The following is a 14,347-nucleotide window of genomic DNA, read 5'->3' as shown; positions in this document are numbered from 1 at the left end:
CGAGACGAGGTGACCAGCCAACCCATGCGAGACCACCAGCTCCCGCGCCCGGCCGGTCCGCCGCCGTCCCGCGCCGAACGCGCGCGGCGGGCAGCGGACACGTTGCGGCAGCGCATCACCTCCGGCGTCTACGGAGACGGCATGCTGCCCGACGAGCGCGACCTCGGCCATGCGCTCGGCGCCACCCGCAACGTCGTCAGGGAAGCCCTCGGGCTGCTGCGCGACGAGGGCCTGATCGTCCGCAGGCGCGGCATCGGCACGCGGATCGTGACGGCGAAGTACGGGCACGGCCTCGAACGCCTCACCGGGCTCGCGGAGACCCTCGTCGACCACGGCGCGGTGACGAACGCGGTGCGTGCGGCCCGGATCGTGCGGCACGCGCCGAAGGCGGTCACCGAACGGCTCCACCTCCCCGACGGCTCCGAGGCGGTCTACCTGGAACGGCTGCGCAGCCTGGGCGGCCGGCCGCTCTCCGTCGACTCGACCTGGCTCGCCCCCGACATCGGGCGGCCCCTCCTCGATCGCGACCTCGCGCACCGGGACGTCTTCGCCCTGATCGAGGAGACCACCGGAAGCCGGCTCGGCAGCGCCGAGGTCACCGTGCACGCGGTCACCGCCGAACCGGACACCGCCCGGCTCCTGGCCATCCCCACCGGGGCGGCGCTGTTCGCGATCGACCGGCTCACGCGCCTGGCCGACGGGCGCCCCGTGGACGCGGAGTCCCTGCGGGTGCGCGCCGACCAGTTCGCCTTTCACGCCCTCGTCCACCGCGACGCCGTACCGGCCGGCTCTGTACCGCCCGGCTCTGTACACGGCACCTCTGTGCCGACCGGCCCCTGACCGAAGCCCCCTCCCCGACCGCTTCCCTCTCCCCGACCACGTCCGGCTCCGTCCGCGAAAGGCACCGTCATGTCCCCGGCTCCCGACGCGCTCACCCTCGCCTCCCTCGCCCTGTTCGGCCTCGCGGGAGGCGTCGGGATCACGGCGGTCGGCCCCGGCGGAGTGCTGCCCACCATCGGCATGTTCCTGATGACACCGCTCTCCCCGGCCGGTGTCGCGGGCACCGCCATCGTCACCCATGTGGCGACCGGCGCCCTCGGCACCGCCGCGTACACCCGATCCGGGCAGCTCAGGGACCCGGTGACACGGCGCACCGCGGTGGTCCTCTCCGCGAGCGCGCTCGCCGGGACACCCGTCGGCGTGCTGCTCAACACCGTGGTGTCAGGGCGGGGGTTCGGCATCCTGCTCGCGTGCGCGGTCACGGTGACGGCCGGGCTGGTGTGGCTGCGGGAGCGCCGCACGGCCGCCGCGGGAACCGTCGAGGAGGCGGTGCACGTGCCGTTGGCCTGGACCGTCGTGGTGGGCGCCGGGGTGGCCGTCGCGGCCGGGCTCTTCGGCCTGGGCGGGCCCATGCTGAGCGTGCCCCTGCTGGTCGTCTGCGGTATCCCGGTGCTGTCGGCGCTGGCCGCCGCGCAGGCCCAGTCCGTGGTGATCGCGAGCGTCGGCACCGTCGGCTACGTGCTGCACGGCTCCGTCGACTGGACGCTGGCGGTGGTGGTGGGCGTGCCGGAGCTGGTGGGGGTGATCGTGGGGTGGCGCATCGCCCACGCGGTTCCGGCGCGCAAGCTCAAGTTCGCGCTCGTCGGAACGCTGCTGGCGCTGGCTCCGTACCTCGCGCTCCGTCCGTGAAAATCTTGCGCCTCATCCGCGGGCGCATCGAGCACCGATGCGGCGCTTTCTCCCGCGATCCGCTCCCTGAGTCGTTCAAGCGCCGGTGCCGCCCGTCCCCGCCTCGCGCCACACGCGGAGCGCACCCCGCGGCGGCTGCGGACGCCCCGCCCCACCCCCGACGCACCGGACTACCGCTACGGCAGCAGCCCCCGTCACCCGCCCGCAAGCGTGACGCCGAACACGCCCACCGAGGCGCTGGATCTTCCTGGTCAACGTCCCGGTCTGCCTGGCGATCATCGCCTTCGGCGCCCCGATCCTGCGCGAGTCCCGCGATCCGCAGGCCGGCGGGGTCCCCGACCCGCTCGCCGTGGTCCTGGTGGCCGCGGTCCCGGCAGGACTGAGCTACGCCATCATCGAGGGACCCAGGAGCGGCTGGGACTCGGCACGTGTCCTCGTCTGCTTCGCCGCCGCGGTACTGCTGACGCCCCTCCTGCTGCGGCGTTCGGCGACCGCGGCCCGGCCCGTGCTCGACCTCGCGCTCTTCCGCGTACGGCAGTTCCGCCTGGTGAACGCGTCCATCCTCAGCTTCGCCGTCGCGTTCTACGGCATCCTGCTGGGCAACATCGTCTTCCTCCAGACCGTCTGGGGCTACTCCGTCCTGCGCGCGGCACTGGCCAACGCCCCCGGTCCCCTCCTGGTGGCCCTGGTGGCCCGGTGGGCGAGCGGGCTTGCGTTCCGCATCGGCTTCCGCCAGGTGCTCCTCATCGGCGGGGCGTCCTGGGCCGCGGGGACCGCGCTCCTCGCCACGGGGGTCGGCGACTCCCCGCACTGGGTCACGCACTGGCTGCCGGCCACCCTGCTGACCGGGCTCGGCATCGGCCTGACCCTGCCGGTGCAGTCCGGCGCCGCGGTCCAGTCCCTGCCTCCGGGCCGGTACGGGATCGGTTCGGCCATCAGCCAGAGCTTCCGGCAACTGGGAGCCGTCCTCGGCATCAGCCTCTTCGTCGCCGTCGTCGGGGACGCACGCGGGAACGCGCTGCTCGCGTACCAGCACATCTGGTGGGCCTTCGGCGCGATCGGGCTGGGCAGCAGCCTCCTCCCCTTCCTCCCCCGCCTGCGCCGCGAGACCCACCCCGCCTCGACGACGTCGGCGACACCCCAGGCGGTCTCGCCGTCGCTGGACTCGTAGGGCGCGCCATCGTTCGTGGGCCCAGCCATCCTATCGATTTTCCTATACGATTCTGAGGGTTCATCGGATTAACCAGAGGGCGCGACACGACGCCCTCCCGCCTCACCCCGCAGCCGGCCCGGGTCGACCATCCGACCCGGGCCGCACCTCTCCCCCATGGCGCCTGCGGCCAATGGATGGTCATTTACCTGCCACTTCTCTCGACGCAGACCACCGCGCGCCCCCACCCCCCGAAGCGCACACCACCACCTCGCAGCGACTGCCCCTGCCGCAAGCCTTGACTCGCCACCGTTCGTGACCCACGATCGCCGCATCAATTTCCTATCTGATTCAGGCAGGGATGGCTTATGCGCTTCCCGACCAGATCTGTCCTGTCCGGGGTCGTCGCGGTGATGGTGCTGGCCGCGGGGACGGCAGGGTGCACGATCAAGAACTCGGGTGCCTCCTCGGGCGGTCAGGCTCCGGCCGCCGCGCGGTCGGGCGGCGGGGCCCAGCTCGTGGACGGTTCCAAGACCCGGGTCGCCCTCGTCCCCGGCGGCGCCCACCCGTACTTCCAGCCCTGGAAGGCGGCCGGTGCCACGGCACGCAAGACGTACCGCCTCGGGGCCGTCACCTACGACGAGACGGCCGAGTGGGACCAGCAGAAGCAGAACAACCTGCTCTCCACGCTCGCGGCGCGCGGCTACAACGCCTTCGGGGTGTTCGGCGTCTCGCCCACCGACATCAACACGACGTTCCAGGACCTCAAGTCGTCGGGCTTCGCCGTGGCGTCCCTGGGCTCGTGCCCGGCCGGCAGCAGAGACGAGGCCGACTTCTGCCTCTCCACGGACGTCGAACTCGCCGCGTACAAGGCCACGAAGACGGCCATCGACGCCATGGGCGGCCACGGCACCCTCGTCCACCTGACCGGCAACAACGTGGACGCCAACACCCAGTTGCGGATCAAGGGCGTCAAACGGGCCGTGAAGGAGTCCGGCGACAAGGTGAAGCTGCTCCAGACCATCACCGACATCGACACGGATCTGGGGACCGCGCAGAAGGCGGTGTCCGACCTGATGGCGGCCAAGGGCAACCAGGTCCAGGGCATCGTGGCCACCGCCTACAACCCCGCGGTCGCCGCCGCCGACGCGGTCAGGTCGTCCGGATCGCACGCGAAGGTCATCGCCATCGACGACGACGCCAAGATCCTCAGCGGCATCAGGCAGGGCACCGTCACGGCCACCGTCGTGCAGAACCCCGTCGGGCAGGCCGAGATCGGGACATGGGCGCTCGCCCTGCTCCAGACGAAGCAGTGCACCGTGCGCACGCCCGGGGTGGCGGTGGACTCCGGCTCGTTCGTCGTCGACAAGGCGAACGTGTCCGGCTACGACAAGGCACGTCAGGCCAAGACCGCGCAGCTGAAGAAGCAGTTCGCCGACGAGATCCTGTCGTGCGGCTGACCGGCGCCCAGGCACTACAGAAAACGGACACCGCTGGATGAGCATCATCACGACCGCCACCGCCCAACTGGCCGACATCGCGGTGGAGAAGGACCGCACCGACGCCGTGCAGTCCTTCGTCAAGCAGGAGACCGTGCTGGTCGACCTGCACACGTCGGACGGCGCCACGGGAACCGGCTACGCCTACACGATCGGCACCGGCGGCACCTCCGTGCTGGCCCTGCTCGAAGACCATCTGCTGCCGGCCCTCGTCGGGCAGGACTCCCGCAACGTCGAGGCGCTCTGGCAGCGGTCGTTCGCGCTGACTCGGGCGACCACCACCGGGGCCATCACCTCGCTGGCGCTCGCCGCCGTGGACACCGCGCTGTGGGACGTCCGGTGCAAGCGTGCGGGCGAACCGCTGTGGCGGCTCGCCGGCGGGCACCGCCAGGACGTTCCGGTATACGACACCGAGGGCGGCTGGCTCCATCTGGGCACCGAGGAGCTGGTGGACGGCGCCGTCAAGGCGCGGGAGGCCGGATGGGCCGGCGTGAAGATCAAGGTGGGCCGGCCGCACCCCGCCGAGGACGCGGAACGGCTGCGGGCCGTGCGCGAGGCGGTGGGCGACTCGCTGCACGTCATGACCGACGCGAACCAGTCCCAGACCGTGTCCTCCGCCCTCCGGCTCGCGGCCGCCCTGGAGCCGTACGACCCGTACTGGCTGGAGGAGCCCCTGCCCGCGGACGACGTCAGCGGGCACGCCCGGCTGGCGGGCGCCACACGGATCCCGGTCGCCGTCGGAGAGTCGATGTACTCGCTGATGCAGTTCCGGGGCTATCTGGAGGCCGGCGCCGCGTCCGTCGTGCAGGTCGACGCCGCCCGCATCGGCGGCATCACACCGTGGCTGAAGGTCGCCCACCTCGCCGAGAGCCACAACGTGATGGTGTGCCCGCACTTCCTGATGGAACTGCACGTGAGCCTCGCCGCCGCGGTGCCCAACGGCATGTTCGTCGAGTACATCCCGCAGCTGCGGGCCGTGACCCACACCGAGATGGCCATCCGCGACGGCAGGGCCCTGGCGCCGGATGTGCCGGGCATCGGCATCGACTGGGACCGTGACGCCCTCGACGACCGGAGGGTGGCGTGAAAGCGCCCCTCGTCCCGCCGGGCGGCACGCGAGGTGCCGGTGCCGTCGCGGACGAGAGGCCGCCTGCCGCCCGAGCCCGGCACCGGCTGCCGTTCTGGGTCAACCAGCGGCTCGGCCTGCTCGTGCTGGTCATCGCGCTGGCGGCGTTGTTCGGAGTACTGCGGCCGGCGTTCCTCGACGAGCGTCTCGTGCTCTTCCCGCTCCTGCGGGACGTCTCCACGCTGACCGTGGTGGCGCTCGCCCAGATGGTCGCCCTGTCCGTGGGGCACATGAACCTGGCGGTCGGGCGGATGGCCGCCTTCGGGGCGATGTTCGCCGGTCTCGGCTACGACAGGCTCGGCCTGCCGATGCAGGCCGGGCTGGTGGTGTGCCTGGCCGCCGGTGCCGCGATCGGCGCGCTGACCGGCTGGATCATCGCCCGCACGGGCGTGAGTTCCTTCGTCGTCACGCTCGCGATGGACTTCACCCTGCTGGGCGTGGTCTCCCTGCTGTACTCGACGCTGACCGAGGACGCCGCCTTCACCTCCCGGCCCCCCGGCATCGACGAGCTGCGGTCGTACTCCCTCGCCGACATCTGCGTGGGCCCCGTCTGCGGGTCGCCGGCCATACCGCAGCTCGCGCAGTTCACCGTGCTCGCGATGGCCGGCCTCGGGTTCCTCTACGGCTGCACCCGCATCGGCAGGGAGTTGCTGCTCACCGGCGCCAACCCGGCCGCCGCGGAGCTGTCCGGCGTTCCCACCGGGCGCCGCGTGCTCCTCGCGCACACGCTCTCGGGCCTGCTCGCCGCGCTCGCCGGGTTCATGGCCGCCGCCGGCACGGGAACGTTCCGCGCCTCCATCGGGGGCGACTTCATGCTCCCGTCCTTCCTCGGCGCGGTGCTCGGCGGCACCCTGCTCACCGGCGGCGTGGTGTCCGTGCTGGGCACCCTGCTGGGCACCTGTCTGGTGGGCGTCATCCGCAAGGGCCTCGACCTGCTCGGCGTCGGCCTGGAAAGCCTCAACATCTACCTCGGCTGCGTCCTGCTGCTGGCCCTGTCGGCCGACCGGGTGCGCGCCGTGGTGTCCTACCGCAAGGTGGTGCGCTCCACATGAGCACGGTCCACGACGAGTTGGCGCGGGCAGGCGCGGTGCTGCGCCGGTTCTCCCGTTCCACGACGGCGATGCTGGTGTGCGTCGTGCTGGCGGGATCCCTGGCGCTGGGCGTGGCGTCGTCCGGCTCCTTCTTCGAAGGCCCCTCGATACGCGTCTTCCTGCAGTACCTGGCCACGCCCGTCCTCATCGGTCTTGCGCAGATGGTGGCACTCTGCGTCGGCCAGCTCAACCTCGCCGTCGGTGCCCTGGGCGGCTGCACCGCGTGCCTGATGGGGACCCTGATGGCGGACCACGGCGTGCCCGCGGCGGTCGCCGTGCCGCTGGGGCTGCTGGCGGCGACGGCCACCGGCCTGGCGACCGGCGTGATCATCGTCGCCACGCGGATCAACGGATTCATCGTGACCCTCGCGACGATGACCGTTCTCGTCGGAGCGCAGTACCGGCTCGTCGGGACCCGCACGGTCGACGGCTACTCCCGCGGGTTGCGCGACCTCGGCAGGGCGGCGCCGCTGGACATCCCCCTGGTGTTCGTGACCGCGATCGTCGTGGCGGTCCTGCTGGCGGCCTTCATGTACCGGGCGGTCGCGGGGCGGCGGCTCCTCGCCGCGGGCGGCAACCCGCTGGCCGCGCGGTTGTCGGGCATCTCCACCGACCGGCAGATCGTGGCCGCGCACACGCTGTCCGGGCTGCTGATCGGCGTCGCCGCCGTGACGGCCACCGCGTCGCTGCCGGGCGTCAACCGCAGCGTCGGCGGCGACTGGCTGCTGCCGAGCTTCGCCGCGCCCATCATCGGCGGCGTCGCGCTGACCGGCGGCTCCATCGCCGTGTTCGGGACCGTGCTGGCGGCCTTCGTGACGCGGCTCATCGACGCCGCCCGGGCGGAGTTCTCGCTCGACCCGAGCTGGGTGAACCTCCTCATCGGCCTGGTGGTCCTCGGTACGGTCGCCGGAGGCCGCCTGCACCGAAGCCGCGTGGAGAGGGCCGGCGGCGCACGCGGCAGGCCGTCCCCACCGGGGCCGGGTGGCGCACGGCCGGCCGCGGCCGACGCGGGAGGTGCCCGTTGAGCACGGTCCTCCTCGAATGCCGCGACCTGGTCAAGGTCTTCCCCGGTGTGCGCGCGCTGGACGGCGTCGGGCTGCGGCTGACGGCCGGCACCGTGCACGCGCTCCTCGGTGAGAACGGCGCCGGCAAGTCCACCCTCATCAAGGTCCTGACCGGGGTGCACGCCCCCGACGGCGGGGCGCTCACCTGGTGCGGCGAGCCGGTCCGGCTGCGCTCGCCGCTGGAGGCGGCCCGCACGGGCATCGGCGTCGTCCACCAGGAACGCAACGTGATCCCCGGCTTCTCGGTCGCGGAGAACATCACGTTGCAGAACCCTCCGGCGCGCCGTGGACTCATCGATCCCGCGGCCATGACCGCCCCGGCCCTCGCGTGCCTCGCGGAGCTGGGCGTCGACCTCGATCCGGACCAGCCGGTCCGTGAACTGTCCGTCGCCCAGCAGCAGCTGGTGGAGATCGCCAAGGCCCTGCACACCGAGAGCCGGGTGCTGCTCCTCGACGAGCCCACCGCCTCGCTCTCGCCGCGGGAGGCGGAGCGGCTGTTCGAGGTGATCCGGCGGCTGACCGCGCGCGGCACCTGCGTGGTCTTCGTCAGCCACAAGCTGGAGGAGGTCTTCGCGGTCTGCGACACGGTGACGGTGCTGCGCGACGGCGCCTCGGTCCTGGAGTCCGCGCCGCTGGCCGAGCACACCCAGGACGACATCGTCGGGCTCATGGTGGGCCGCGCACACGCGAGCGCCGAGATGCGCCCGCGGAGCGTCGACCGGTCCGCCGCGCCCGCGCTCGTGCTCGACGGGGTGTCCACTGCCGGCGGGCACCGCGACATCAGCCTGGAGGTCCGCCCCGGGGAGATCGTCGGTCTGTACGGGCTGGTGGGCGCGGGCCGGAGCGAGCTGGTCAAGGCCGTGCTCGGTCTGGACCGCATCACCGGCGGAGAGGTACGGGTGGACGGCCGGCCGGCCCGGATCACCTCGCCGCGCCAGGCCCTGCACGAGTTCGGCATCGGATACGTCACCGAGAACCGCAAGGAGGAAGGCGTCTTCCTGGAGCAGCCGATCGTCCGCAACATCACCGTGACGGTCTGGAAGAGGCTGGCGAAGGCGCTGGGGTTCGTCTCGGCGGGCGAGGAGCGCGGCATCGCGCGGGACCTCGTGGACCGCCTCGGCGTCCGCGTCACCGGGCTCGAACAGAACGCGGGTGAACTCTCCGGCGGCAACCAGCAGAAGGTCAGCCTCGCCAAGTGGCTCGCCGCGGACACGCGGCTGCTCGTCGTCGACGAGCCGACGGTGGGCGTCGACGTCCGCACCAAGCACGCCTTCCACGAGCTGATCTGGGATCTGGCCCATGGCGGCCTGCCCATCCTGCTGATCAGCAGCGACCTGGCCGAAATGGTCACCCTCGCGGACCGGGTCGTCGTGATGGCGGACCACCGCGTCCGCGGGGAGCTCGCCAACGACCATGACTACGCTGGCATGAGCGGCAAGGTCATCCGGCTGATCCACGACCGCGGCGACCGGGCCGACGGGCTCAACGGGATCGAGGAGGCCGACGGAACCGATGCAGCCGGCGGAACCGACCAGGCAGGCTCCCCCGGCGACGGGAAGGCGGTGCGTGAATGAAGCGCGTGGTGCAGGTCATCGGCGCCCGTCCGGACATGCTCGACCACTACCGCGAGCTCCACCGCGAGGTACCCGAGCCGGTGCTCGACCGGATCCGGCGCTGCCACATCGCCAACTACTCCATCCACCTGCTCGGCGACCGGCTGATCGCCTACTTCGAGTACCACGGCGACGACCTCGACGCGGACCTGGCCCTGATGGCAGCGGACGAGGCCACGCAGGCCTGGTGGAGGGTCACCGACCCCTGCCAGACGCCCGTACCGGAGGCGGCGCCCGGCCAGTGGTGGGCCCCCGCGGAGCAGGTGTTCCTCATGGAGTAGGCGCGTGGCGGCTGGGGCGGGCGGCTGCCGTTGCGGCGCCGGAACCGGCCGTCAGGAGCCGTCGCCGTCCTCGACCTGCCGCTCCAGGCTGTGGGTGAGGTGTTCCGCCATCGCCTCCGCCGCACGCTCGGGCTTGCGGCGCAGGATCGCGCGCAGGATGCGCTCGTGCTCCGCGACGGTCGGCCCGCCGGCCCCCTCGACGTTGCTCAGCCGGAAGAGGTGCAGGTGCGCGTGGAGCCGCTCCACCGCGTCCGCGAGGAGCGGCCGGTGCGAGGCCTGTCCGATCGAGTCGTGGAAGCGCTGGTCGAGAGCGGCGAAGTCGCGGTAGGACGCGTACCGGCCGTTCGGACCTGGGTGGGCCTGCATCTCCTCGACGATGCGCTCCATGGCGTCCATCTGCGCCTCGACGGCGTTCAGCGCGGCCAGCGCGGCCGCCTTGGGCTCCAGCAGCAGGCGCATCTCGAAGAGTTCGTCGATGCCCTGACGGGTCAGCAGTTCCGTGGCCCGGTATCCCGAGAGCGGGCGCTTGACCACGAGCCCGTCGGCCTCCAGCCGGGCCAGCGCCTCCCGGACGGGGGTCGGCGAGACCTTGAGGGCGCGGGCCAGGGCCTCGATGCCGACGCGCGCGCCGGGGGCGATCTCGTGGTCCATGACCATCGCCTTGATGCTCTCGTACACGCTGTCCGACAGGGCCTGCCGCGCGCGGGGCAGGCTCCGCTCGTCGCCGTCGCCCTGGCCGTCGCCCGGGACCCCGGCCGCGGACGTGCTGTGCGGCTGCATCCCGGCTCCCTCCCGTTCGGGCTCTGCGTTGTCTCCCGCAGTTTACCCAGGTGAAGGCCGCCGGGCGGGCGGCTCCAGCATGCCGCGAAGGGGCGACCGGGGGCTGCGCGGGCCCCCCGTCACCCGGTGCGCCGCTGGCCGGCGACGGCCGCGGCGACCTGCTCGGAGGTGAGGCCGGCCGCGGTGTGCTCGATCGGCGCCCGGAAGCCCGCGAGGACGTGGGCGAGGTGCCGGCGCCAGCCGTCCGGTGCGGTCTCGCCCGCGGTCTGGGCGATGCCGCGCAGGGCCCAGATGGTGGCGGCGACGTCCCCGACCGTCACGTCCGCGGTGACGTCTCCGCCGCTCTGCGCCTTGGCCAGCAGTTCTCCGGTGAGGTCCTCCAGTTCTCGGACGAGTTCCGCCGGCGCGAGATCGCCCCACATGCCGTGCATGAAGCCGCGGTTCGCCGCCAGCTCCCAGCCCACGGTGTAGAGGTAGGTGTCCAGGCAGGTCTCCGCGGGCTCCGCGTAGGCGCGGCGGGCGAGTTCGATCAGCCGGCCGAAGAACACCGCCAGGACCTCGCGGACCAGGGCATCCTTGCTGCCGAACCGGCGGTAGAGGGTGGCCGGGCCGACGCCGGCGGCGCGCGCGATGTCGTCCAGCCCGGCGCCCGTACCCGATTCGGCGAAGACGCGTTCGGCGGCGGCGATCAGCCGTGCGCGGTTCTCGGCGGCGTCCCGGCGCAGTTCCCGTGCGGCGGGCCGCCCCTCGTCGGCCCTCGGCGTCGCCGGTCGGCGGGGCATGGCGTCCTCCTCGTCTCCGTGGTCCACGCGTCGTCGTCTGCGCGGTCTACGCGTCTTGGCGGCCGGTTCCATTGTCCCGGAGGCCGTCCACGCCGAGCAGTCCGGTCAGCGGGGCCACCGTCTCCAGGGTCTCCAGCCGGTCGACCGCGGCCGCCAGGGCGTCGGCGCGCTCGGGGGCGATCAGGCCGTCGACGTTCTCCCGGAACTTCTCCCTGATGTCGGCGTCGCCGGCCGGGCGGCTGGGGTGGCCGCGGAATCCCGCCTGGTAGGCGCCGTACGCGGTGCCGTCCTTCAACTCGATGTCGACCCTGGTGCTGAAGATGGGATCGCCCTCGGGGATCGGCATCGGGTAGGGCTCGACGAGGTCGCCGACGGCAAGGATCTCCGGGTCGGCCCTGCGGCCGGCATCGAAGTAGTCCGCCGGCGCGTTGCCGCCGGTGACGAACTGCAGGCCGACGCTGAAGGCGAGGCTGAACTGCGCCGAGATCGCGTCGGTGGGCCGGGTGATGGCGGCACCGTGGCCGACCGCGAAGTCGACCAGCCCCACCCGGATCCGCGCGAGGTCGCCGGCCGCTATGCCGTGCTCCGCGCGCAGGTGCCGGATGGCGTCCAGCGGGGCGTGGTTGGTGGCCACCGACGGGTAGAACCGCACGATGGTGTCCCGCACGAGCCAGCGGTCCCAGACGGCGTCCAGTGCCGCGGCGTCCCCGCCGCCGCCGAAGAGCCGCAGCAGCCCGCGGGGGCCCTCGAAGAGGGTCGCCGGGCCGGTGAACCCGAGCCCGGCCAGCTCCGCGGCCTCCACGCCGGAGCGCGACGCGGAGCCGGCGTGCAGGCGCTTGACCTCGCCACCGCTCCTGTCGTACTCCATCGTGCCGCCCGCGTCGCTGCCGGCGATGCCGAAGGCGTCGGCCAGTTGTGCCGGGGTCAGGCCGAGAACGGCGCCGGCGGCGGCCGCGGCGCCGAAGACGCCGAGCACCTTGGAGCCGTGCCAGCCCAACCCGAGCATCTTCGGCGTGGCGGCGCCGAGCAGACCCATCACCTGGATACCGGCCACCACGGCGGTGATGAGATCGCGTCCGGAGGCGCCCTCGCGCTCGGCGAGCGCGAGCGCGGCGGGGACGACGGCGGAGTTGGTGTGCCAGGCGAGCGGGTGGGCGTCGTCGTACTCGGCGCTGTGCCCGAGCGTGCCGTTGACCCACACGGCCTGCGAGACCGTGGTGGCCGCACCGGAGTGCGCCAGCGTGGCCGCCGCCTTGCCCGGCTGCGCGTCGGCGAGGCTCAGCACGGGCCGCACGTTCGGCAGGGTCGCCCCGCGCAGTTGCAGGCCGAGCTGGTCGAGGACGAGCAGCCTGGTCCGCTCGACGACGTCGCCCGGAAGGTCCTCGTAACGCAGCGCGGACACCCACGCGGCGATGCGCCCCGAGAGGGTCGACGGTGCCTCTTCGGCGGCGGAGACGGTGGTGGTGCCTGTCATGGACGTTCCCTCTGTGCCGGTGTGCCGGGGCCGCCATGGACGGCGACCGGCTGTAAGTGATGGTCCTTCTCTCAGTTACTGGAGACGGTCGCGGTGGGCCGGAGTCCAGGATTGCGTCCAGCGTAACCGATAGCAGAGCTATCACTCACGAGGGCCCGCTGCGGGGTTCCCCGGCCACACCCGGGGCTGACCAGGCCGAATCCCTACCGCACCCCGGGCGCGTAACATCTCCTTATGGCCAGTACAGGTGAAAAAGTAAGTGCTGACGGTGCCGCCGACGGCTCGGAGGCGGATTGCAGCATCGACCGGGTCGAGCACGCTCTGGGCATCCTGGAGGGGCGCTGGAAGCTGCTGATCGTCCACCACCTCCTGATCCGCCAGCCGCGCCGGTTCTCCGAGCTGGAGCGCGCGATCCCGCGGGTGACCCAGAAGATGCTGATCCAGCAGTTGCGGGCCCTGGAGGCGGACGGCGTGGTGCGGCGGATCGCCTACCCGAAGGTCCCGCCGCACGTCGAGTACGAGCTCACGCCGGCCGGAGCCGCCCTGACCCCGGCACTGGAGGCCCTGCACGACTGGGCGCTCAACACCTGCCCGACGGGCCCCTCGGGACAGCGGGGCGCCTGACGCCGGGCGGCCGGCAGCCCCGGCCGACGCCAGGTGGGCTGCGGCCAGGCCGACGCCGAGCGGACGGCAGCCGAGCCGTCGCCCCCCGACAGCGAGCGGACCTCGGCCCCGGCCCGGCAGCGAGCGGACCCGGACCGGGGCACCTCGGACCGGGGCACCTCGACGACCTATGACGTTCACGCATATCAGGTGTGCGGAACTTTCCTTTGCCTCATGGAGGCCCGGATCCTACGGTGACATGAGCGGCACGGCCTGGCCGGGTGCCGACACGCACCGAGGAGGAGACATGGCGAAGGCACCGCGGATCGCACTGGTCACCGGAGCCACCCAGGGACTCGGCCTGGCTCTGGTCAAGGGCCTGGCACAGCGGCTGGACGCCGGCGACGTCGTATACGCGACGGGCCGGAACGAGGCCCGGCTCAAGGAGATCACCACCGAGCTCTCCGGCAGCCGGGCACACGTGCGCGGCGAGCTGTTCGACGTGGCGGAGCCCGAGCGCGCCCAGCACCTCGCGGACCTGCTCGCCGAGCGGCACGGCGGGGTCGACATCGTCTTCAACAACGCCGTCATGGGAGTCGCGCCGGAGGACGACCAGCGCACCGTCGTCGGCGCGTTCGCCGAGGTCAACAACTTCGGCACGACGCGCGTACTGCGCGCCTTCGGACCCCGGCTGCGGGACGGCGGACGGATGATCGTCGTCGCGAGCGCGCTCGGCACGCTGTCGTACCTCGCTCCGGTCCTGCACGACAGGTTCGACGAGCTGTCGACGCTGGACGAGGTGGACGCGGCGGTCGGCGCCTGGCGCGACGCGGTGGAGGACGGCAGCGCGTTCGGAGGCCCATGGCCCGCGTTCGTCAACATCCCGTCCAAGATCGGCCAGGTCGCCGCCGTCCGTACCCTGGCCGCGCAGCGCCGTCAGGACGACCTGGCACGTGGTGTGCTCATCGCCTCCGTGTGCCCGGGAATGATGAACACCCGCCTCTCGCAGGCGTGGTGGGACGTGCGTGACGCCGCCACCCCCGACGAGGCGGCGGTGCCCCTGCTGGACCTGGTGTTCCGGCCGGTCGACCCCGGGCAGTACGGCGAGCTCGTGCGCCACGGCCAGGTGCTCCCCTGGCGCCCGGCCGGCGCTCCCGCGGAGCACCGGGCGCCGCCGAGGAAGGCCGGTTGACCG

General features: G+C 72.7%; 14 protein-coding genes. 11 read left to right on the top strand and 3 right to left on the bottom strand.

Annotated features, from left to right (window positions below):
- The first annotated feature begins 24 nt into the window (after positions 1–24).
- From Sm713_RS35270 to Sm713_RS35230, 9 genes are all read left to right on the top strand, one after another.
- Positions 25–840 (top strand): GntR family transcriptional regulator, encoded by an 816-nt coding sequence (locus Sm713_RS35270; RefSeq protein ID WP_212914012.1) that lies wholly within the window; start codon positions 25–27, stop codon positions 838–840.
- 69 nt (positions 841–909) lie between these two features.
- A complete protein-coding gene (locus Sm713_RS35265; RefSeq protein WP_212914011.1) occupies positions 910–1,689 on the top strand; it encodes a sulfite exporter TauE/SafE family protein in 780 nt (259 codons plus the stop codon).
- Positions 1,690–1,930: 241 nt separating this feature from the next.
- The gene (locus tag Sm713_RS35260; RefSeq protein ID WP_212915058.1) at positions 1,931–2,860 is read left to right on the top strand and encodes an MFS transporter; all 930 of its coding nucleotides are present in this window, start codon (positions 1,931–1,933) and stop codon (positions 2,858–2,860) included.
- A gap of 347 nt (positions 2,861–3,207) precedes the next feature.
- Complete coding sequence (locus tag Sm713_RS35255) at positions 3,208–4,299, top strand: substrate-binding domain-containing protein (RefSeq protein ID WP_212914010.1); 1,092 nt, start codon at positions 3,208–3,210, stop codon at positions 4,297–4,299.
- Between the two features lie 37 nt (positions 4,300–4,336).
- On the top strand, positions 4,337–5,425 hold the full coding sequence (locus tag Sm713_RS35250; protein WP_212914009.1) for a mandelate racemase/muconate lactonizing enzyme family protein: 1,089 nt from the start codon (positions 4,337–4,339) through the stop codon (positions 5,423–5,425).
- Positions 5,426–5,511: 86 nt separating this feature from the next.
- Positions 5,512–6,516 (top strand): ABC transporter permease, encoded by a 1,005-nt coding sequence (locus Sm713_RS35245; protein ID WP_212915057.1) that lies wholly within the window; start codon positions 5,512–5,514, stop codon positions 6,514–6,516.
- Positions 6,513–7,580, top strand: coding sequence for an ABC transporter permease (locus tag Sm713_RS35240; protein ID WP_212914008.1), 1,068 nt, complete (start codon positions 6,513–6,515; stop codon positions 7,578–7,580). Before Sm713_RS35245 ends, Sm713_RS35240 begins: the two co-directional genes overlap by 4 nt.
- Entirely contained in the window at positions 7,577–9,193 is a 1,617-nt protein-coding gene (locus Sm713_RS35235) for a sugar ABC transporter ATP-binding protein (protein WP_212914007.1), read from the top strand. Before Sm713_RS35240 ends, Sm713_RS35235 begins: the two co-directional genes overlap by 4 nt.
- The gene (locus Sm713_RS35230) at positions 9,190–9,513 is read left to right on the top strand and encodes an L-rhamnose mutarotase (protein ID WP_212914006.1); all 324 of its coding nucleotides are present in this window, start codon (positions 9,190–9,192) and stop codon (positions 9,511–9,513) included. The genes Sm713_RS35235 and Sm713_RS35230 overlap by 4 nt, the downstream gene beginning before the upstream one ends.
- Before the next feature lie 51 nt (positions 9,514–9,564).
- Here the strand turns inward: Sm713_RS35230 and Sm713_RS35225 are convergent, their stop codons facing one another.
- The 3 genes from Sm713_RS35225 to Sm713_RS35215 all read right to left on the bottom strand — a co-directional run bounded on the left by Sm713_RS35225 (position 9,565) and on the right by Sm713_RS35215 (position 12,549).
- Positions 9,565–10,293 carry a GntR family transcriptional regulator gene (locus Sm713_RS35225; protein ID WP_212914005.1) on the bottom strand — a complete coding sequence of 243 codons (729 nt, stop codon included), beginning with the start codon at positions 10,291–10,293 and terminating at the stop codon, positions 9,565–9,567.
- Positions 10,294–10,412: 119 nt separating this feature from the next.
- Positions 10,413–11,075, bottom strand: coding sequence for a TetR/AcrR family transcriptional regulator (locus tag Sm713_RS35220; protein ID WP_212914004.1), 663 nt, complete (start codon positions 11,073–11,075; stop codon positions 10,413–10,415).
- 46 nt (positions 11,076–11,121) lie between these two features.
- Positions 11,122–12,549, bottom strand: a complete 1,428-nt coding sequence (locus tag Sm713_RS35215; RefSeq protein WP_212914003.1) for an MmgE/PrpD family protein — start codon at positions 12,547–12,549, stop codon at positions 11,122–11,124.
- Between the two features lie 234 nt (positions 12,550–12,783).
- Here Sm713_RS35215 and Sm713_RS35210 point away from each other — a divergent pair, with 234 nt between their 5' ends.
- Both Sm713_RS35210 and Sm713_RS35205 read left to right on the top strand, forming a co-directional pair.
- Positions 12,784–13,173, top strand: a complete 390-nt coding sequence (locus tag Sm713_RS35210; protein ID WP_212914002.1) for a helix-turn-helix domain-containing protein — start codon at positions 12,784–12,786, stop codon at positions 13,171–13,173.
- A gap of 286 nt (positions 13,174–13,459) precedes the next feature.
- Positions 13,460–14,344: an SDR family oxidoreductase gene (locus Sm713_RS35205; RefSeq protein ID WP_212914001.1), complete on the top strand. Its 885-nt coding sequence runs from the start codon at positions 13,460–13,462 to the stop codon at positions 14,342–14,344.
- The last annotated feature ends 3 nt before the right edge of the window (positions 14,345–14,347 follow it).

It is taken from the genome of Streptomyces sp. TS71-3, from assembly GCF_018327685.1.
In the GTDB taxonomy this organism is placed as follows: Bacteria; Actinomycetota; Actinomycetes; order Streptomycetales; family Streptomycetaceae; genus Streptomyces.
This window is presented reverse-complemented; position numbering and strand designations above follow the sequence as displayed.